At 42.8% G+C, this 19,983-nt stretch carries 18 protein-coding genes; 13 read left to right on the top strand and 5 right to left on the bottom strand.

Annotated features, from left to right (window positions below; translation table 11 throughout):
* Positions 1-13 precede the first annotated feature (13 nt).
* The 8 genes from pstB (at position 14) to QR722_RS14965 (ending at position 6,995) form a co-directional block, all read left to right on the top strand.
* A complete protein-coding gene (pstB, locus tag QR722_RS15000; protein WP_286283736.1) occupies positions 14-820 on the top strand; it encodes a phosphate ABC transporter ATP-binding protein PstB in 807 nt (268 codons plus the stop codon).
* Positions 821-834: 14 nt separating this feature from the next.
* Positions 835-1,512 carry a phosphate signaling complex protein PhoU gene (gene phoU / locus QR722_RS14995; RefSeq protein ID WP_286283735.1) on the top strand — a complete coding sequence of 226 codons (678 nt, stop codon included), beginning with the start codon at positions 835-837 and terminating at the stop codon, positions 1,510-1,512.
* A gap of 246 nt (positions 1,513-1,758) precedes the next feature.
* Positions 1,759-2,436, top strand: coding sequence for a TIGR00153 family protein (locus QR722_RS14990; RefSeq protein WP_286283734.1), 678 nt, complete (start codon positions 1,759-1,761; stop codon positions 2,434-2,436).
* 10 nt (positions 2,437-2,446) lie between these two features.
* Positions 2,447-3,715 carry an inorganic phosphate transporter gene (locus QR722_RS14985; protein ID WP_286283733.1) on the top strand — a complete coding sequence of 423 codons (1,269 nt, stop codon included), beginning with the start codon at positions 2,447-2,449 and terminating at the stop codon, positions 3,713-3,715.
* Between the two features lie 131 nt (positions 3,716-3,846).
* Complete coding sequence (locus QR722_RS14980; protein WP_286283732.1) at positions 3,847-4,758, top strand: hydrogen peroxide-inducible genes activator; 912 nt, start codon at positions 3,847-3,849, stop codon at positions 4,756-4,758.
* Positions 4,759-4,830: 72 nt separating this feature from the next.
* A complete protein-coding gene (locus QR722_RS14975) occupies positions 4,831-5,373 on the top strand; it encodes an RNA polymerase sigma factor (protein ID WP_286283731.1) in 543 nt (180 codons plus the stop codon).
* On the top strand, positions 5,366-6,037 hold the full coding sequence (locus QR722_RS14970; RefSeq protein ID WP_286283730.1) for a hypothetical protein: 672 nt from the start codon (positions 5,366-5,368) through the stop codon (positions 6,035-6,037). The genes QR722_RS14975 and QR722_RS14970 overlap by 8 nt, the downstream gene beginning before the upstream one ends.
* 10 nt (positions 6,038-6,047) lie before the next feature.
* Positions 6,048-6,995, top strand: a complete 948-nt coding sequence (locus QR722_RS14965; protein WP_286283729.1) for a hypothetical protein — start codon at positions 6,048-6,050, stop codon at positions 6,993-6,995.
* A 137-nt stretch (positions 6,996-7,132) separates the two neighbouring features.
* On the opposite strand, the gene QR722_RS14960 is transcribed toward QR722_RS14965, so the two are convergent.
* The gene (locus QR722_RS14960) at positions 7,133-7,321 is read right to left on the bottom strand and encodes a carboxymuconolactone decarboxylase family protein (protein ID WP_502872479.1); all 189 of its coding nucleotides are present in this window, start codon (positions 7,319-7,321) and stop codon (positions 7,133-7,135) included.
* A gap of 322 nt (positions 7,322-7,643) precedes the next feature.
* Between QR722_RS14960 and QR722_RS14955 the strand changes: the two genes are divergently transcribed.
* From QR722_RS14955 to prsR, 3 genes are read left to right on the top strand one after another with little or no spacing between them, the layout of a single operon-like run.
* On the top strand, positions 7,644-8,768 hold the full coding sequence (locus QR722_RS14955) for a beta-ketoacyl-ACP synthase III (RefSeq protein WP_286283726.1): 1,125 nt from the start codon (positions 7,644-7,646) through the stop codon (positions 8,766-8,768).
* A gap of 44 nt (positions 8,769-8,812) precedes the next feature.
* On the top strand, positions 8,813-10,837 hold the full coding sequence (gene prsK / locus QR722_RS14950; RefSeq protein WP_286283724.1) for an XrtA/PEP-CTERM system histidine kinase PrsK: 2,025 nt from the start codon (positions 8,813-8,815) through the stop codon (positions 10,835-10,837).
* Between the two features lie 25 nt (positions 10,838-10,862).
* Entirely contained in the window at positions 10,863-12,221 is a 1,359-nt protein-coding gene (gene prsR, locus QR722_RS14945) for a PEP-CTERM-box response regulator transcription factor (RefSeq protein ID WP_286283723.1), read from the top strand.
* A 68-nt stretch (positions 12,222-12,289) separates the two neighbouring features.
* Here the strand turns inward: prsR and QR722_RS14940 are convergent, their stop codons facing one another.
* From QR722_RS14940 to QR722_RS14925, 4 genes are all read right to left on the bottom strand, one after another.
* A complete protein-coding gene (locus tag QR722_RS14940; RefSeq protein ID WP_286283721.1) occupies positions 12,290-12,865 on the bottom strand; it encodes a thymidine kinase in 576 nt (191 codons plus the stop codon).
* 83 nt (positions 12,866-12,948) lie between these two features.
* Positions 12,949-14,922 carry a putative bifunctional diguanylate cyclase/phosphodiesterase gene (locus tag QR722_RS14935; protein ID WP_286283720.1) on the bottom strand — a complete coding sequence of 658 codons (1,974 nt, stop codon included), beginning with the start codon at positions 14,920-14,922 and terminating at the stop codon, positions 12,949-12,951.
* A gap of 428 nt (positions 14,923-15,350) precedes the next feature.
* A complete protein-coding gene (gene srmB, locus QR722_RS14930; RefSeq protein ID WP_286283719.1) occupies positions 15,351-16,562 on the bottom strand; it encodes an ATP-dependent RNA helicase SrmB in 1,212 nt (403 codons plus the stop codon).
* A gap of 117 nt (positions 16,563-16,679) precedes the next feature.
* Positions 16,680-17,912: a multifunctional CCA addition/repair protein gene (locus tag QR722_RS14925; RefSeq protein ID WP_286283717.1), complete on the bottom strand. Its 1,233-nt coding sequence runs from the start codon at positions 17,910-17,912 to the stop codon at positions 16,680-16,682.
* A gap of 127 nt (positions 17,913-18,039) precedes the next feature.
* Here QR722_RS14925 and QR722_RS14920 point away from each other — a divergent pair, with 127 nt between their 5' ends.
* Both QR722_RS14920 and QR722_RS14915 read left to right on the top strand, forming a co-directional pair.
* The gene (locus QR722_RS14920; RefSeq protein WP_286283716.1) at positions 18,040-18,942 is read left to right on the top strand and encodes an ExeA family protein; all 903 of its coding nucleotides are present in this window, start codon (positions 18,040-18,042) and stop codon (positions 18,940-18,942) included.
* A 1-nt stretch (position 18,943) separates the two neighbouring features.
* Positions 18,944-19,978 (top strand): general secretion pathway protein GspB, encoded by a 1,035-nt coding sequence (locus QR722_RS14915; protein ID WP_286283715.1) that lies wholly within the window; start codon positions 18,944-18,946, stop codon positions 19,976-19,978.
* The last annotated feature ends 5 nt before the right edge of the window (positions 19,979-19,983 follow it).

Genomic DNA, 19,983 nt, shown 5'->3' with positions numbered 1-19,983 from the left:
GAATAAAAGCTAAATGTTAAAACTGTTTGAACATGACACCTTGGATGTACACAATTTGACCAAAGAGCAGACGGCAATCGACGTGCGGGATCTCAATTTGTATTTTGCTGACAAACTTGTATTAAACAATATCAACATGTCCATCCCTAAACACCAGGTTACTGCGTTCATTGGTCAAAGTGGCTGCGGGAAATCGACCCTGATAAGCTGTTTCAATCGGATGAATGACTTATTACCCAATTGCACTGTTAACGGAGTGGTAAATATTGGTGGTCGTAACATTTACCATCGCAAAGAAAATGTTGCTTCGTTGCGTACTCAAGTGGGTATGGTATTTCAAAAACCTAACCCTTTCCCTATGTCTATTTTTGATAATGTCTCATATGGCTTGAAATTACAGGGCGTCACAGAGCGGCGCAAATTGGATGATGCCGTTGAAAATACCCTCAAAGAAACCGGTCTATGGGAAGAAGTGCGTAATCGCTTATTTGAGTCGGCCCTTACCTTGTCAGGTGGGCAACAACAAAGATTAGTAATTGCCCGAGCGCTGGCATTGAAACCAGAAATATTATTACTCGATGAGCCCACTTCAGCGCTAGATCCTTTGGCTACCCTGCATATTGAAGAACTGTTGAATCAATTAAAGCTCCGACACACAGTGGTAATCGTCACTCATAATATGCAACAGGCAGCACGAGTATCCGATTACACCGCCTTTTTGCATGAAGGACAGATTATCGAGTATGCCGATAGTGATAGTATATTCACCATGCCGAAGATGAAACAAACTGAAGCCTATATTACGGGTCGATACGGTTAGAAAGGTCGCAATCAATGTCATATATTGAAATTAATACGCATATTTCGGTTGGGTTTAATCAAGAGTTGGAAAACCTTAAGAACTCGGTTTTGACCATGGGCGGGCTGTTAGAACAACAGTTGTCAGACACCATAAAAGCATTGAAGGATAATAATGCTGGGTTAGCTGAAAAAGTTGTATTGAATGATAAAGAAATCAATCATATGGAAGTGCAGATTGACGAAGAGTGTATGCGTATTATTGCCCGCCGCCATCCCACTGCCAGTGATTTACGGTTGGTAATGGTAATTGCCAAGGCAACCGCAGATATTGAACGGATGGGAGATGAGACAGAACGTATCGCCCAGCTAATCTGTCGTTCCAACGTACCTGATTCGGACACCTTAAAATCGAGTATGTTGGTGATTGGCGAATATGTGTTGGCTATGCTCAAGAGCACATTGGATGCCTTCGCTAGATTAGATTTAGAAGCGGCTGAAAAAACCTATAAGAGCGATGTAGTTATAGATGCTCAATATAAAGAATTGTTGGGGATCACTATGCTTGAAATGCAGCAACATTCTGACGAGTTGGAAACGTGGTTAGAGGTGCTGTGGGCGCTGCGATCATTCGAACGTATCGGAGATCGCTGTAAAAATGTCTGTGAGTATGTGATGATCCTCAATAGAGGTTCGCAGGAGCGATATAAATAACGAGGGAAAAGTAGCAAGCCGGTGCTGACGTGCTAAGCTTGATAACTATCATAAACCTCGATGAAACTTTACTTTTGTATTTAAAATGAACGCTTTTAACAAAGTGTTTCAAATTCAACTTCAACTGATTAACATGTAAGAGGGTTCGGAAGTTATTGTCATAAAAAAGTCATATTCACCAGATAGTGTTTCGAGTATGATGCGACGCAACGTACCGGCTGACAGAAATATGTTAAGAGAAATCTAATGCCTACAAATTCATTTCTTGGTGTATTTGCCAAGTCTCCATTGAAGCCTTTGGAAGACCATATTGATTTGGTTGACAAATGCAGTCAAATGCTAGCACCGTTTTTTGCTTGTGTATATGAGTCTGATTGGGATGGCGCGCAAAGCATCCAATCCGAAATATCACAGATGGAAAAACAAGCAGACGTCATTAAACGAGACCTACGGACTAATCTCCCGACCGGTTTGTTTATGCCAATTCAGCGTCAGGACATTCTCGCTTTATTGACCCAGCAAGATAAAATTGCAAACAAAGCCAAGGATATCTCTGGAAGAGTATTAGGCCGTCAATTATTAATTCCTGCATCTTTACAAGCTAGTTTTAAAATATATCTAGAGCGCTGCTTAGATGCGACTACTCAAGCTAAAAATGTGATCAACGAATTAGACGAGTTATTAGAAGCGGGCTTTAAAGGCCGTGAAGTTAATTTAGTCGAACGTATGATCAAAGAGCTTGATGGCATAGAGGATGATACAGATAGACTGCAAGTACAATTGCGTCGAGGTCTGTTGAACATTGAAGCTGAATTAAATCCAGTCGATGTGATGTTTTTATATAACATTATCGAATGGGTAGGTGATCTTGCAGACACGGCCGAACGTGTAGGCGCCAGACTAGAATTGATGTTGGCAGGCTAGGGGCTTACACATGGATATTATTAATACTTACGGGTTTGTCCTGATTGTTCTTGCGGCCGTCGTTGGTTTTTTGATGGCTTGGGGTGTTGGCGCAAACGACGTAGCTAATGCTATGGGAACCTCGGTTGGCTCTAAAGCGTTAACCATAAAACAAGCAATCTTTATTGCGATGATTTTTGAATTTACCGGCGCATATTTAGCCGGTGGGGAAGTCACAGCGACAATACGCAAAGGCATTATTGATGCGAGCTTTTTCGTCGATGTGCCAGAACTGCTAGTGTTCGGGATGATTTCAGCCCTACTATCTGCGGGGATCTGGTTGGCTGTGGCCTCATATTTAGGCTGGCCGGTTTCCACTACACACTCCATTATTGGGGCGATTGTTGGTTTTGCTGCTGTGGGGGTGAGTTCAGACTCAGTAGCCTGGGGCAAAGTAGGTGGAATAGTGGGGAGTTGGGTGGTGACGCCGGCTATCTCTGGTTTCATTGCATACCTGATATTTATGAGTGCTCAGAAACTTATTTTTGATACTGACAATCCGTTCAAAAATGCTAAACGCTATGTTCCTTTTTACATGGCATTGGCTGGCTTTGTTATGTCCTTAGTGACAATTACAAAAGGCTTAAAACACGTAGGGTTAAATATTGGCACCAATGAAGGCTATTTAATCGCTGTTGGAATAGCAATAGCTGTAGGCATTATTGGGCGGCTGTATATTAATCGGATTAAATTCGATGAATCATTAGACCGTGCTATGCATTTTAACAATGTCGAAAAAGTTTTTGCTATCCTGATGATAGTCACGGCGTGTTGTATGGCTTTTGCCCACGGCTCTAATGATGTGGCAAATGCTATTGGCCCGTTGGCCGCAGTTGTATCTGTGGTGAACAGTGGTGGCGAAATTGCCGCTAAAGCGCCCCTGGCGTGGTGGATCTTACCCTTAGGGGCGTTAGGTATAGTTGCGGGATTAGCGCTGTTCGGACACCGTGTTATTCGTACTATTGGAAATGGTATTACCCATCTTACTCCAAGTCGTGGTTTTGCAGCTGAACTTGCTGCCGCTGCCACTGTAGTGGTTGCCTCTGGTACGGGTTTGCCTATTTCCACAACGCAAACTTTAGTGGGGGCGGTGCTAGGTGTAGGTATGGCCAGAGGTATTGCTGCGTTGAACCTAGGTGTGGTTCGAAATATCGTTATTTCTTGGGTGGTAACTCTGCCCGCCGGTGCGGCACTATCAATATTCTTCTTCTTTATCTTGAAAGCAATTTTCACTGTTTAAAGTTTAAAATTATTTCAATTAAAAAGGCATCATTTTGATGCTTTTTTTTTGCCCGCTATTTGGGATACACAAACAGTAAAAACTAATCTAAAATAGCTATATTAATCTATTTTTTAGAAGAGAATATTTACATGAAATGGCCAAACCTCAAACATTTACATTATTTAGTGACACTGCATCAAGTCCAGCATTTCAATAAAGCCGCCCAGCAATGTCATGTTAGTCAATCAACGCTGAGTACCGCGATTCAGAACTTGGAAGAGCAGTTTGGCTGTCAATTACTTGAGCGAGACCATAAGACTTTTGTGTTTACTTCCTTTGGTTTGGAATTAGTGGAACGCAGTAGACACCTACTCAATGACGCGAATGAACTGATCGACTTTGCCCAAACTGCGGGAAATTGGCAGGCTGGCAAGTTAAAGCTTGGGGTGATCCCAACCATAGCTCCGTTTATTTTTGAAGGCGTGTTGAATCAGGTAAGTCAAAACCTTCCTCAAATTCAGCTGCAATTACAAGAAGACACCACTGAGAATTTGCTTCGACAACTTTCAGATGGTTCATTGGATTTACTTGTCCTAGCATTACCTATGGATACCCCGGGCTGCAAGCAGTTGGTCATAGGGCATGATCCTTTTCACTTGATAGCTCACAGTGACTTGGTCGGGACTTTACCTCAGCCGATGGATTTTTCTGCATTGCCCAAAGAAAGTGTATTTTTATTGCAAAAAGAACATTGTATGACAGGTCATGCAGTCAGTGCCTGTGGTCTCCAGCATTCTGAGCAGGTGAGTTCTTTAGCGGCTTCTAGCCTGTACACTTTGGTCCAGTTAGCCAACAGCAAATTGGGCTTCACTTTTATGCCCGAGCTAGCCATAAAACATAACATCCTTAACACTGCACCACTGGTCTCAATGCCAGCAGAAGATAAAGCATATCGGGAAATCGGCTTAGTATGGCGGACTGGAACAACCCGTGTCAGGCTGTTTAGGCTTTTGGGAGAATTGTTGTCTCCACTGATGCCCATTCCCACCCTCGAAAAATAATTAGGATACTTTCAAACTTTTTTGAACTGCCTATCGACTTTAGAGATAAGAACGGATTAGGAAGTAACACCAGTGTTTGAAAAAAGCGATGAACAGCTCATTAATAAAGCATTGGCAGGCAACAAACGAGCCTGGATGAGCTTATTAAAGCGCTATGAAACTCAAATATATAATTACGGTATTCGGATGACCGGCAGCAATGAAGATGCATTAGATTTAATGCAAGAAATTTTCATTTCTGTCTTTCGTAATTTGGCCAGCTATCGCGCTGAGGGAAGCTTCAAAGGATGGCTGTTTAAAATCGCCCACTACCGATGTATTGAGTTTTATCGGCGTAAAAAACCCAACCAAGGATTGGAAGGTGTTCCTGAGCTAGAAAGCCAAGAGCCTTGCGTGGAAAGTCGGATGAGCGCCATTCAAGATACTAATCAACTGGTAATTGCTATGCAGCAATTACCCTTGGCGCAGAAAGCCGTAGTGGAGCTTAAGTTTTTCGGTCAATTTACCTTTGATGAAATTGCCGACCAGTTAGGTATTTCGGCAAATACGGTAAAGTCTAGATTGTATGGGGCTTTGGCAAAGTTAAAAACCTTATTGGAGGTGGAATATGCTTGAACAGCAGCAGAATGAATTGTTTGCGGCATGGATGGAAGACAATTTAAATCCTGACCAGCGACAGCAGTTTGAACGTCTATGCAGCGAAGATGTCGAGTTCAATCAACGGGTGCAAGTGGCTAGTCATGGATTGCTATTGGCTCAGGATTATCAACAACAAAGCGTGCCAAATTGGCAACGTGAGGAATCCTTTGATATGCCTGACAAGGCGAGCTGGTGGCAGTGGCAAGGTCTCCCTGCCTTCTCGGGTGCACTGTCTATGCTGGCGATTATTCTGGTAGTAAGCGGCTTTGAGGCAAGATTTGAGCAAGGCGCATTGACCATCAGTTTCAGTCAAAAACAGCCGGATATAGAGCAAATTGTTGAGCAGCGATTGGTTGAGTTTAAACAGGATCAACAACAAGCGTTAGCGAACTATGCATTGTCATTACGTGAGCAGCAACTTGATGCTAGCACCCAACTGACAAACTATTTGTTGTCGTCTAGCCGTAAGGAAAGGCGTGAAGACTTTGGTGAGTTGATCAAATTCATCAATGAACAGCGCAGTGATGACCAGCTATTTTATGCTAGGCAATTGAACCAGTTAGAACAAGAAATTTATAGCAGTCCCACAAGCTTGCCGTGGGACCAAACCAGCCATAATAGTAATTCCGCTGAGCAATGAGGATGTAACCATGAAAACCCTATTTAATCCACGTAGAACCTTGATCCAAGCAGCAGTCACCTTGATGTTTTCGGCTTTAACGCTAGGTAGTAGTTATGCCAAAACCAATCTGAATGACCTAGGCAACGAGTTGGAAATCATGACTAACATATTGAAGACCTCTATGCGTCAAGATAGTAAAGATGCTGGCTTTAAAGTACGTAGCCTAAATGTTATGTATTTAGCTAATCAAGGTGTTGTTTTTGAAGTCGCGACCAGTTCCAAGCAACGCAACTTCATTTTTGAGTTTAATGGTGATTCAGAATTCTTTGTTTCGCCGCCTGAGGCCCCTGAAGCACCACATTTTGATGCACACGGAGCAGTAGATTTTGAAGTGGAAACGGAGCAGTGGGGGGAGGAATTTGCACAAGTATTCGAGCAGGTTCAGGAGTCCATTGAGCGTTCATCTCATATGATGCGTGAAATTAAGCAACAAGAGCGCGAGTTTGCTTGGGATTTACGGGAATCTGAACGTCGCTTGCGAGACTTGGAATTTGAAATTCGAGCAGCCGATAGCGCACGTCAGAAAGAGCTTAATGCCGAAAAGAAAGACCTTGAAGACAAAATTAAGCAACTGAAATACAAGCAAATTGAAGTTGGGAAGTACGCAACCAAAATAGAACAGGAACATAAACAAAAAGCGGCTGAAAAGCTGGCCGCGCGCAAGCAACAATATGCCGCTTTTATCGGCAAATTCGAAGATAATGTTTCTTCGACCTTGTGTAAGTATGGAACTGGCATCAAAGCTCTCCCTGAAAGCGAACACGTTAGCTTCGTTTTGAACAACATGGGGATGCCTGAAAGAGGTGGCCAACAAGACAAAATCTATGTTTTTAAAAATAAAGATATTCAATCTTGTGTAAGGGACAAACTATCCCCTAAGGAGTTAATCCAAAAGGCAGAGAGTTACATTTTTTAATGCTCTGGTAAGTAGTGTTAGGCACCACTGAGAAATCATTTAAGAAGCCGCAGTAGATGCGGCTTTTTTATGTCACTCACACAATTTAGTTAACACTACAGTATAAAATCGAAAAATGTGCTCGACATTCTACTTCCCTATAAGCCCAGCTCTTGATATTGACTTAGCGCCTGCATAGCCTCAACGTCGTAGACTACTGACGGGCCACCACCCATCATAATCGCAACTGACACGGTTTCAGCAATCTCCTCCTTCTTTGCGCCAGCTTGCATTGCATCATGCACGTGAAAAGAGATACATCCGTCACATCGAACGGTAATCGCTATTCCTAGACTCAGGTTGTCACGTATCGCTTATTGTCATACCAACGCAGATTTGCGCCCAATAATACTGAGCCATTTCTTATTGAATTTAACTTGGTTGGGGAGGGGCCAGTCTACGTAATACCCCTCCCATTACATGCATATACCCGCCAATTCCGACCGATAAAAACGGTAATTGTCACCCGTTTCCCTTCGTTGCACGCAAACCAATATAGTATTTGTTGGCTTAAGGCAGGGCTGTTGATTTGCAGAATGACATTTAGGCCTGAAAAGGCTAAGCTAAGAAAGTTTAAAATTGTAATTTACAATAATCGGATTCATCGAAATGACAAAGCAAGTTGTAATCAGTGGCTCAGGGTTGTGGACGCCAGAGCACAGTATTTCTAACAGCGAATTGGTTGATAGTTATAATCAATTTGCCGAAAAATTTAATCAACAGAATGCGCAAGCAATTGATAGCGGTGAAATTGACGCTAAGCCTTCTTCTAGCGCTGAATTTGTTGAAAAAGCCTCAGGCATAAAAAGTCGCTATATTTACGTTAAAGACGGGGTGCTGGATATAGATCGCATGCGCCCTCGTATCGCGGAACGAAGTGATGATGAATTATCTCATCAAGCCGAAATCGCCTTAAAGGCGGCTAAAAAAGCCCTGAAGGCAGCTAATAAAAAGGCTTCTGATGTAGATGCTGTTATAGTTTCATGTGCTTATACTCAGCGGTCTTATCCCGCTATCGCCATTGAAGTGCAAGGTGCTTTGGGTATTAAAGGGTTTGCTTTTGATATGTTAGTGGCTTGTTCGGCGGCTACATTTGGAGTGCACCGTGCCTATGAAATGATTGCCGCAGAGACGGCTAAATGTGTTTTGGTGATCAATCCTGAATTGGTCTCTCCGCAGATAAACTATACCGATAGAGATAGTCATTTCATTTTTGGTGATGTTGCTACTGCCATGGTTATTGAGCATAAAAGTACGGCTGACAGCGAACATCAATTTGAGATTCTAAGTACCAAAGCGGTAACTGATTTTTCCAGCAATATACGCTCCAATTTCGGCTATATGTCTCGGGCTTTCGATAGCTCCCCTTATGGTGCAGATAAATTGTTTCATCAAGAAGGACGTAAGGTCTTTAAAGAAGTGTGCCCGATGGCTGCGGCGCATATCAGTGAGCATCTTGATCGTCATGAGTTGACGTCCGCAGATGTGAAACGATGGTGGCTACATCAAGCCAATATTAATATGAATACCTTAATTACCAAGCGCCTATTAGGCCGTGAAGCTCAACCAACAGAAGCGCCAATTGTATTAGACACTTATGCTAATACCGCTTCTGCCGGTTCGATTATTGCGTTCAACTTACACCATCAAGATCTAGTTTCAGGAGATTATGGTTTAATTTGTTCATTCGGCGCAGGCTATTCCATTGGTAGTATGGTGTTGCAGAAACGCTAGACGTGGCGACAATAGCAGTAGTTAATGAAGGAAGCGTTTGAGCAATGATTGCAGATTTAGGGTTTGCGTTAAGTACAATCAGTTACGGGCTATTATTGCTACTGCTGTTTACGGTCAGAAAAGCTGGGTTGGCAAAATACCTTCTCATCCTAGCGACTGCTGCCACTTCGTTATGGTCCTTGTCGCATATAAATGCGCTTTTTGGCCCAGTGATAATCAATCAGTTACTGTTGTTTGATACTTGTAAGCAACTAATTTGGCTCGTCTTTCTTCTTTCTTGTATTAAAAATGACTTCTACAATTTAAAAGAAGTCATTGCCCGTCCGTTCTCAATGCTGATGTTAGCAATTCCACTTATAGCCATTGGCTTGCCGTTTTTTCTGCAGCTAGATATAACGTGGCGCTTTCTACTGCAAACTGTCATCGCCCTACAGTTATTAGTCATGTTAGAGCTGATTTATCGTCAGGCAGGCGAACATAAGTGGGCTTACAAACCGCTTATCTTGTATCTGGGAGCGACCAACCTATTTGAATTTGTCACCTATGCCAACGCTACTATGGTTGGCAGTCTAGAAGTCAACTATATCGCCGCCAGAGGATTTATTTACGCCGTGTTATTGCCTCTACTGGTGTTGGCCATCCGTCGGATTAAGCATTGGGGAGTCGACATATTCATATCTCGCGAAATAGTACTGCACAGCTCATTATTAATGGTTGCAGGCGGTTACTTATTCATTATGGCGATGGCCGGTTATTTCGTAAAATATATTGGCGGTCAATGGGGCGGAACAATCCAGATAGTGCTTATTGCGTTGTCCACTGCGCTATTGATGACATTATTTTTATCCAATAGTTTAAGAATGAAAATTAGAGTGTTTATCACCAAACACTTTTTTGCTAATCAGTTCGATTATCGTATTGAGTGGTTAAAACTAACCGAGTCCTTACCTTCTAATGAGTCGGATTTAACTGCAGTTTATCGTAATGCACTTGGCGGTTTAATGCAGGCAATTGATTACAACTCTGGAATACTAATTAAAAAACAAGGACAGTCACTTCGAGTTGTCTCACAAACAGAGCGTGACGACTTATCCCCCCGTGAGTGGCAACTGCTGGATGATTTTTCACGTTATTGCGAGCACAAAAACTGGATAATTGACATCGAGGAGTTACGTTATAAACCTTTTGTTTATGAAGGTCTCAAAGTTAATCACGCGCTGCTCAATGAATGTTCATTTCAAATTGTCCTGCCGATATATAAATCTCAACAACTCTGGGGGTTGGCATTGATGAGTTCCGATCAATCTTCCCGACGATTAAATTGGGAATTACGGGATTATCTATCTGCTGTTACCGCTCAAGTATCTAGTTATGTATTTCACAATGAAGCCGGCAAAGAAGTCGCTGAAAACGCACAGTTTGCGGCCTTTAACCGCATGTCTGCGTTTGTGTTGCATGATCTTAAAAATGTTTTGGCCCAAATCGATTTAATACTTTGCAATGCCGAGCAACATAAAGATAACCCCGAATTTATTGACGATACATTCGAAACCTTGCAGCACACAAAAGCACGAATGGACAAAATGTTACGCCAGTTGACAGACAAGAATGAAGCCCAACAAAATCATGAGAAGCTTTGTACCGTTTCCATCGCATTGGATAACGTCATTACCCATAAGTGTGCAGGAAATTTACCTGAACCTAGATTAAATGTGTTGCACGAGAAACAACTGGTGATAGATGAAGAAAAATTCTGTAATGTAATGTATCACCTCATAAGCAATGCTCAACAAGCTACACCTGATGATGGTTCAGTAACAATTACAGTTGATATGAATCAATTAGGTAACTTTTTGCTGGTGACAATCGCTGATACAGGGGAGGGCATGAGCCAGGACTTCATTGAACGTCGATTGTTCAAACCATTTGATACCACCAAAGGCAATGCTGGTATGGGCATTGGCGCCTATGATGCAAAGAACTTTGTTGAAAAAATTGGTGGAAGCATTCAGGTGCAAAGTACACAAGACAAAGGTTCGGTGTTTACGCTGTCCTTTCCTGCGGAATAAATAATAATAACGAGGCCGAGAAGCAGTGGATAGAATATTAGTAGTGGACGATGATCTAGGAATACAAAAGCAGTTAAAATGGAGTTTAAACGATTATGAGGTTATTTTTGCAGAAGATCGCCAATCTGCTATTAACCAGTTACGCCGATATGAGCCTAAGGTAGTCACCTTAGATCTCGGCTTACCACCTGACCCGACAAATGCCTCAGAAGGCCTTGCTGCATTAGAAGAAATTATTGCGCTTGCGCCTCAGACCAAGGTGATAGTAGTCACTGGGAACAATGATAAAGAGCATGCCCTAAAAGCGATAGCATTAGGAGCATATGATTTTTATCAAAAACCAATTGACTCTGACACTATTCAAATCTTAATCCAACGAGCGGTCAACTTATACAAACTTGAGCAAGAGAACCGTCAGTTGGCGCGTTCTTCTTCCTCAATGAGCAAGATAATTGGTAATAGTGAGTCTATTCAATTGGTTAGTCGCAAAGCTGAAAAAATTGCGCAAACTGATATTAGCACCCTACTACTTGGCGAAAGTGGCACTGGTAAAGAAGTATTTGCCCGCAGTATTCATGATCACAGTCTGCGTAAAGATAAATCATTTGTTGCGATAAACTGTGCGTCTATTCCTGAAAACCTATTAGAGAGCGAACTGTTCGGTTACGAAAAAGGCGCATTTACCGGGGCCAACAAGACAACTTTAGGTAAGATTGAAACCGCGCAAGGTGGCACCCTATTTCTAGATGAAATCGGAGATATGCCGCTGGGTTTACAAGCTAAAATGCTGCGTTTTTTGCAGGAGCGTGTAATTGAAAGGGTGGGGGGGCGAAATGAAATTCCCGTTGATATCAGAGTAATCTGTGCAACCCACCGTAACTTACAAGATATGGTTAGTGAGCAAACATTTCGCGAAGATTTATTTTATCGTGTGGGTGAAATTATCATCAGTATTCCACCGTTGCGTGACCGTGAGAACGACGTAATTTTACTAGCCAAAACCTTCCTCAACCAATATAACGAAGAATTTGGTACTAAGGTAAAAGGGTTGAGTGATGGTGCGATTAAGGCGATGCTGCAACATCAATGGAAAGGTAATATTCGCGAACTTCAAAACAAGCTGAAATCGGCGGTAATTTTGGCCGAAGGCAGTACCATCCAAGCCGATGATTTGGGCTTAATTGTCCGTGACCTGGGTGAAATAAGCGAGAGTCTGAATCTGCGAGAAGTCCGTGAGGAAGCAGAGAGTAGGGCGATACGCCGTGCATATCATCAATCTGAGAGAAATATGTCACGCACCGCAGAATTGTTGGGCGTAACACGACCTACCTTATATTCATTAATTGATAAATATCACTTGGATGATATAAAAACAGGCGCTTAATTGCTTGCGCCTGCTAATCATTGGGGATGGGAGCACCCTGAGCTCAGATTATTCTGCGCTCAGGTAACCTACCAAACCAGCTCGGTAAAATGCTTACGGCACATGGATTCATAACTGTCGTTACCACCAACTTGTACTTGTGCCCCTTGGGTCACAGCTTGACCAGCCTCGTCTCTTCGTACTACGAAGTTTGCTTTGCGACCGCAATGGCAAACGGTCTTCAATTCGACCATTTTGTCAGCCCAGGCCAACAAGTAGTGGCTCCCCTCGAAGGTTTCACCCAAAAAGTCAGTGCGAAGCCCATAAGCTAAGACTGGAATATCCAGATCATCGACCACTTGCAATAATTGTTGCACTTGTTGTTTGGATAGGAACTGCGCTTCATCAATAAATATGCAGTCAATCTTGCCATCCTGACTCATCTTCTGAATGCTTTCAAATAATTGTGAGCTGCTATTAAATAGATTGGCTTCAGCTTGCAGCCCTATTCGGGAGGCTACTTTCCCTTGCCCGTAGCGGTCGTCCAGCGCTGCTGTGAAGATTTCCGCACGCATGCCTCGCTCTTGGTAATTATACGCTGATTGTAACAAGGAGGTGGATTTTCCTGCGTTCATTGCAGAATAGTAGAAGTACAGCTGCGCCATTTAACTGATCTCAAGTTTAAACGTCGTATTGTGCCTATTATTGAGCTAAAAGTGAAATCGAAAAGATACTGGGAAAGTCAACTTTATGAGGTAACTTGCCAAGAATTTGCATGCTGTTGCACCCACACACGTAAGTCATCGTTTTTCATTGGTTCGGCAAATAAGAAACCTTGTAGAAAATCAACCCCAAGCTCGGCTAAGCGATCAGCTTCATGTTGAGTTTCAATTCCCTCTGCAACCGTTTTACTGCCGAACTCATTGGCGATGAAAATGGTGGCACGAATTATCGCTTCACCACCGTGGTGAATGTTTTGAACGAAAGAACGGTCAATTTTGACTATATCGACATTGAGGGTCTGTAACTGACTTAATGATGAATAGCCGGTGCCAAAATCATCTATAGAAACCTGTACATTTCTGGCCTGAATGGCATCTAGTTGTGCTAATACACGCTTCTTATTGTCAGCAAATATCGACTCAGTGATTTCAATATGAAGACGTTCGGCGGCCAATTTACTGGTGGCTAACGCGCGGTCTAAAATGTCAATAAAGCCGTCATCTAATAATTGGATAATAGATACGTTAACGGATACTGAAGCGTCAAGACTATGTTGCCATTGGCTGGCATCTATACAAGCACGGTTAAGCACCCAAGCACCTATGTCATGGATCAGGCCGGACTGTTCTGCCAAAGGAATAAATATATCTGGACTAACTAGGGAACCTTCAAAGTCCCAACGCAGCAAAGCTTCATAAGACCAAGGATGTTTAGACTCGCAATCTACAATTGGTTGATAGCAAAGAAACAGCTCACGCTTGTCAATTGCCCGTTGCAAACCATCTCTTAGCTTTTCTACTTCTTTGAGATTTTTGAATAGATCAGGAGTAAACATTCGAGGTTCAGCAGCGTGATTTTTTTTCTGCTCAAACATCGCGAAGTCTGCCAATTGAATCAACTCGAGGCTGTTGTTCGTATGCTCTGGAAGCATCGCAATACCGATAGAAGCGGTTAAGTGTAATTGATTCGACATGACATCTAATGGCTGCGCGATGCGTGTCATTAACGCTTGTGCAACAGAAATGGCAGTCGGTTGATCAGAATAAGGTAACAGCATCAGAAATTCGTCACCGCCCCAACGCCCAGCATGATAGTCGTTGGCAAATGCACTGAGGCGACTTGATATTTCGACTAACACCGCATCGCCTATTTTATGTCCAAGGGTATCATTAATTTTTTTAAAGCCATTTAGATCGATAAATAGCAAGGCGATTGAATTGTTCCTAGCAAGACATTTTTGCGCCATCTCGTTGAGTTGTCGAATAAAAGCTGAGCGGTTGTAAAGTTGAGTCAGTGGATCTAGGTCGGATAATTCGCGGATTTCTAAAGTGCGCCGCTCAACTTCTTGTTCTAATGAGAGATTCGTGTCGTTAAGATTTTGATAGGCTTCAGAGAGCTTTTTATGTACATCATCTACTTGTTGGATCTCTTGATGCATTTTGGCTACCAAATGAGTATTTTGATTGCGCAGTTTAATCGTATCTAAGGTTAATCTTGCGGCTCGAAAGCCGGAGAATGACATAGCAACTGAAAACATTAGCCCTAAAATGCCCAAATACATATGGAATATGTTATCTGATAGGGCTGCTCGGGTGGAAATAGGCACTAACATTAACAATACAAAAGCGGATGCAGTCAATTTATGCCCAACCAAAGTACTATTAGAGCCTCCCGCTAAGCTACACAATATCGCCATAGTAGCGGCAAACTCGAATTCATTCATACCCTCGTAAAATATTACCGAAAATGCACTCCATAGCAGTGCGGTGGCTATGGCACCTGTAATGCACCGGCTAATTGCAGCGTTGCCATCATAATCAGTCCCGCTGAGTTTGAAGTACCAATACATGGCATCGATAAATCGCATGAAGATAATCAGCGACATGACGACAAACCAATCAAACTTTTGACTATAGGTATTACTATCAGAAATTCCAAAGACTAGGAATGCAGCGGCAATAAGACTCCCAAACATACCAATAATAATATTCTGGTACATGATGTTAGCGGTATCGCGTTGGATAGTCTTAGCGGTTTCAGGCGTGTTTTTGATAATGCAAACCCTTGTAATACAAATGCGAGCTGTGCGCGCGTGTTGACAGTTTGATTATAATACAATGTTAACTATCACAAGCACTGAGTTTACTTAGTTGCAGTAAATTTCGCATATTTGGTAAAAAATTGGTACTAAATTTATAGAATAGTTGCCTTGTGGCTATTATTTGCAGCGTTTTTTGGGGTATTTTACCTGAAATTTGTTTTGCTATAGGTTATTCAGATACTAAAACTAGGGTTCAACCTTACACAATCCTATATTTCCCCGTTGCCTGCCATCGCGTCACTCACATTTGGACCGATTAACCTTGTTCAGCCCACTCATTTGAATGAGCCCAAGGTGGTTTATCGATGAATCGTTACTGCAAACTATTACTTTTTCTTAGGTTTCTTTATTTTCTTTTTAGCTGATTTGGGTTTCTTATGTTTAACCGGTGCTTTTGCTTCTTTATGTTTAGGGCGCAATTCTTCAATCACGCGTCGCTTAAGACGCTGTTTAGTATAACGTTCTATCTTGGCAATTATTCCCATATCATGGGCTTCTGCTATGGATATGGCGATGCCTTTTTTACCTGCTCTACCAGTCCGTCCGATTCGGTGTACATAGATGTCTGCAGTGCGGGGTAAATCGTAATTAATCACATGGCTAATATTCTCCACGTCAATCCCGCGGGAGGCGACATCTGTCGCCAGCAAAATCTTTATATCACCACTTTTGAATTTAGCCATAGCACTTATGCGCTTGTCTTGCGGCATTTCACCTTGCAACCAGATGATCTGGAAACCGTCACGCTCTAGCATTTGTTTTAACTGATTAAGGCGATCACGGGTTTTAACAAAAACAACCGCGGTTTCAACTTGATTAGCTAGGATGTTTTTTAATAGTGCGTATTTATGGGCCGGGTCATCCGCTAAATGCAACCACTGCAGAATTTTAGCGTGTTCTTTACGTGATGGGTTGGCTTCAATGGAAACCGGCTCGATTAATAGATCTTTTGCAAAGCGGGCAATTCCCGGGCCTTCTAAGGTGGCCGAGAACAACATGCTTTGTTTGCGCCATCTTGCTTCTGCGGCAATCTGATTCACAATGGCCGAAAACCCCATATCAAGCATTCTATCGGCTTCGTCTAGGATTAAACTTTCGATGTCGCGACAGTCGAAACTTTCTTTTTCAATATGTTCGAACAATCTTCCCGGAGTGGCTACCAATATATCCAGATTTTTCTCTAAGGTCTCACGGTCTGTACCGTAATTTATGCCGCCAGTAATCAAGCCACATTCTAAGTCGGTATACTTGGTGATCTGTACCGCTTGCTCATAAACTTGTAGGGCTAATTCGCGGGTGGGAGTTAGAATCAAAATGCGGCAAGCACCTGGTTGTTGACGAGGAAAGTCGAGTAGGAACTGGCAAGCTGGTAACAAAAAAGCAGCTGTTTTACCTGTCCCGGTAGGGGCATTGGCAAGGATATCTTTCCCTTCCATCGCAGGCGGAATTACCAACGACTGAATACTAGTAGGGTTGGTATAACCCATATCAGCGACGGCACTACATAGTTTTTCGTCCAGATCTAATTGCTCAAACATACTTTTTCACGTTAACAAACTTGATTCTAAAAATTGGCGCAATTATAGAGGAATCGGTGCGGATAAGGCAGTATTAATTGTATTTTAGCCAATATCAGTATTTCCCTCTGATTTAGCTTAATCTAACTTAAGTTCATTTTTGACTTTTGCAATGGACTCTATCCTTTTCTGATCTAAGCACAATTTTATTTCCTTACCTTTCACCCCGGTGGCCAAGATACTTTGCACGTCTACTTGATTGGCAGCCATATAGGCTCGATGGACATAGTCAGCCTGCTGATATGGGGTATCTTCAAAGCCAGTTCTGCCCCTTGCATCGGCGCGGCATGTGGTAAGTAAATCGGCAAATCGTTGTGGTTTTCGCCAAGCGTCACAACGATTCATCACGTTCAATAAAGTAGCAGGTTTTAACGCAAAGGCTCGATGAATATGACTATGAAACTCACACATCAACAGGCCTAGTTCCGTGCATTCATTTGGCGCCTTGAGTCGTTTGCTCAAAGCTAGCACCGCTTCCAAACCGAGTTTTTCATGGCCATGGTGGGAGGGCCACTTATCCGGTGCGGTCAAAGCCTTGCCGAAATCGTGAACTAAAGCAGCATAACGAATTGACAATTTGTCACTACTTTTTGCGCACTGCTGCAAAACCATCATGGTATGCACTCCGGTGTCAATCTCTGGGTGCCACTTAGCAGGATTAGGAATACCCCACAATGGGTCTAATTCAGCAAACCAAACCTTCAATGCACCGCATTCGCGCAAAACGGCAAAAAACACTTCAGGATTAGGCTCCATTAATGCCCTTGCCGTTTCTTTCCAAACCCGTTCTGCAACCAAGTGTTCAAGCTCACCCTCGGCGACCATATTTTTCATCAATAGCATGGTTTCAGTCGCAACTGAAAAGCCGTACTGAAAATAACGGGCGGCGAAGCGCGCAACCCGCAATACTCGCAATGGGTCTTCGGCAAATGCGGGAGACACATGCTTTAAACGTTTTGCTGCGAGGTCTTGTTGGCCACCATATGGATCGATGAGCTGTTGTTCTTCACCCATCGCCATAGCATTTATCGTCAAATCACGACGCAGTAAATCTTGCTCGAGGGTTACACTGGTATCACTTAGCACTTCGAAACCGGTATAGCCTTTTCCCGATTTGCGTTCAGTGCGAGCTAAGGCATATTCTTCTTTGGTGTTAGGATGAAGAAACACCGGGAAATCTGAGCCAACCTGCTCAAAACCTTGGTCTAACATATTTTGAACGGTGGCACCCACAACGACCCAATCATGGTCGTTGACCTTACGACCAAGTAACTTGTCTCTAACCGCGCCACCCACTAAATAAGTTTTCATAGCCCAAATAATGCTGATTAATATATCGCTAATATTATGCCTTAACATCGGCTAAAATGCAGTCTTTGACATCACTTCAATTAGTGTTACCTTATTCTTCGCAAATATGGATTGGCTTAGTTAAAACATGTACTTAAATTATTTTGGATTATCGGATAATCCTTTTTCCATCGCCCCTAACCCAGACTATTTATATATGAGCCCGCGACACAAAGAAGCGCTAGCCCATTTGATTTTTGGTTTGCGTGAAAGTGGCGGGTTTGTGATGTTGACGGGGGAAGTTGGCACCGGAAAAACTACAGTTTCACGCAAGTTATTACAACAATTGCCTGACAACACCCAGGTGGCCATGATCCTCAATCCAACCTTATCCGCCATCGAGTTACTTGCCTCTATTTGCGATGAACTGAAAATTCGCTATTTGAAAAAGCAAGCTAGCCTAAAGTATTTCACCGATAAAATACTAGATAAGCTGACCACCAATCATCACAACGGCATTAATACCGTACTTATCGTCGATGAAGCGCAGCATCTGTTACCAGAGGTATTGGAACAGCTTCGCTTACTAACCAATCTCGAAACAAATCGTGAAAAGTTGCTTAAAGTAGTTTTGATTGGCCAGCCTGAATTGCAACAATTACTAAAGCGCAACGAATTACGGCAATTAGCCCAAAGGATCACCGCACGGTATCACCTTTTACCTTTATCTGGGCCTGAAGTGAAAAATTATATTGTCCATAGGTTGTCCGTGGCCGGCGGCCATGAACGGATTTTTAGTCCCGCTACTATACAAGCTATTTATCAAATTACCGGTGGAATTCCTCGGGTGATTAATTTGTTGTGCGATCGCGCATTAACCTTAACCTTCACCAAACAGCACCCGATTGTGAAAAGGCATATTTTTATAGCTGCCGCCAGGCAAATTCTTGGTGATGATGTCGTTAGGCATCGTCAGGGTAAGCAGTGGACATTAATCCTAACTGCGTGCTTTGCTGTTTCAGCAGCCGTCGGTTATTGGGTAGGGGCTTAACATGACGCAAAAAATCCCTATCGACCAATTAAAAGTAGGCATGGTCATTATTAAAGTGACGGCACAAAACGGCCCAGTCAAAATTAAAAAATCTGGACTAGTCAACAGTCAGGATATGATTAAAGCCCTCAGCGAAATGGGGGTGCAAGAAGTAGAAGTCGATCCAGACATGACAGTGGAAGTTAAGAAACCAAAAATAGCTAAGTCTAAAACACTACAATTGTTGGAAGACACCGGTGGCTTCAATCAGAGTCTTGATCAGGATATTTCAGAGCAATTTAATCGCAGCCTTTTCCTACCTTCGGTGCAAGAGTTGCCCGAAGCATGGCAGTATTATGGCAAAAAAGCCGGACTGGTCGCCTTGGTTGTGCTTGGTGGTTTTTGCATTGGTTGGGTGATAGCATCGTTAAGCTCTTGGACACAACTAGTCGAAATTAATTTAGCCAACACACCGGCCCAGACTCAAACTACACAGAAATCGTCGGCTGCAGCGGTCGTGACAACAGCACAAGATCAGCAGCTACATACACAAAACCCAGCAGACACTGAAGATTTAGCGTCTGCTATGGATGCAATGCCAAAAGCTCTAGAGATGGTTGAGTCAAACAACAATCAACTGGCCCCTCAACCAATAGAGCAACAACCCATTACTCGTCCCAAACCAGCAGAGACCTCGGAAATAGCAGAGCCGGAATCTAAAATACCGGAAGAATTATTGAAAAAGTTTCAAGATGCTATGGAGTCTTTGGATCAAGAGACGGGTAAGAATGTAGCGGTAGAGACCAAGCCTATAAAAGATGTGCCTACCGTGGAGGAGCTACCTGCTTGGGTGCTGACCCAATTACCCAATATGTCTTTTTCAGCCCATATGTATGCCTCTTCACCTGATGAACGTTGGGTTCGAGTCAACGGTAAACGGGTATTTGAAGGTCAGAAGATAGATGCTGAATTGACCTTGGTGACCATTGAGCCACAACACGTGATCATAACCTTTAAAGGTCAAGAATTTAGTATGGATGCGTTAACCGATTGGTAATCTAG

The organism is Aliiglaciecola sp. LCG003 (assembly GCF_030316135.1).
Lineage (GTDB): Bacteria > Pseudomonadota > Gammaproteobacteria > Enterobacterales > Alteromonadaceae > Aliiglaciecola.
Note: the sequence above shows the minus strand (reverse complement) of the source record. Positions and strands in the feature narration are given on the sequence as shown.

What these genes read in the sequence shown, in the direction of transcription:
- QR722_RS14955 (WP_286283726.1), top strand. Translation starts at nt 7,644, where the DNA reads ATGACAAAGCAAGTTGTAATCAGTGGCTCAGGGTTGTGGACGCCAGAG.
- QR722_RS14990 (WP_286283734.1), top strand. Translation starts at nt 1,759, where the DNA reads ATGCCTACAAATTCATTTCTTGGTGTATTTGCCAAGTCTCCATTGAAG.
- QR722_RS14925 (WP_286283717.1), bottom strand. Translation starts at nt 17,912, where the DNA reads ATGAAAACTTATTTAGTGGGTGGCGCGGTTAGAGACAAGTTACTTGGT.
- QR722_RS14940 (WP_286283721.1), bottom strand. Translation starts at nt 12,865, where the DNA reads ATGGCGCAGCTGTACTTCTACTATTCTGCAATGAACGCAGGAAAATCC.
- QR722_RS14935 (WP_286283720.1), bottom strand. Translation starts at nt 14,922, where the DNA reads ATGTACCAGAATATTATTATTGGTATGTTTGGGAGTCTTATTGCCGCT.
- QR722_RS14980 (WP_286283732.1), top strand. Translation starts at nt 3,847, where the DNA reads ATGAAATGGCCAAACCTCAAACATTTACATTATTTAGTGACACTGCAT.
- QR722_RS14985 (WP_286283733.1), top strand. Translation starts at nt 2,447, where the DNA reads ATGGATATTATTAATACTTACGGGTTTGTCCTGATTGTTCTTGCGGCC.
- QR722_RS14970 (WP_286283730.1), top strand. Translation starts at nt 5,366, where the DNA reads ATGCTTGAACAGCAGCAGAATGAATTGTTTGCGGCATGGATGGAAGAC.
- pstB (WP_286283736.1), top strand. Translation starts at nt 14, where the DNA reads ATGTTAAAACTGTTTGAACATGACACCTTGGATGTACACAATTTGACC.
- phoU (WP_286283735.1), top strand. Translation starts at nt 835, where the DNA reads ATGTCATATATTGAAATTAATACGCATATTTCGGTTGGGTTTAATCAA.
- prsK (WP_286283724.1), top strand. Translation starts at nt 8,813, where the DNA reads ATGATTGCAGATTTAGGGTTTGCGTTAAGTACAATCAGTTACGGGCTA.
- QR722_RS14920 (WP_286283716.1), top strand. Translation starts at nt 18,040, where the DNA reads ATGTACTTAAATTATTTTGGATTATCGGATAATCCTTTTTCCATCGCC.
- QR722_RS14915 (WP_286283715.1), top strand. Translation starts at nt 18,944, where the DNA reads ATGACGCAAAAAATCCCTATCGACCAATTAAAAGTAGGCATGGTCATT.
- srmB (WP_286283719.1), bottom strand. Translation starts at nt 16,562, where the DNA reads ATGTTTGAGCAATTAGATCTGGACGAAAAACTATGTAGTGCCGTCGCT.
- QR722_RS14965 (WP_286283729.1), top strand. Translation starts at nt 6,048, where the DNA reads ATGAAAACCCTATTTAATCCACGTAGAACCTTGATCCAAGCAGCAGTC.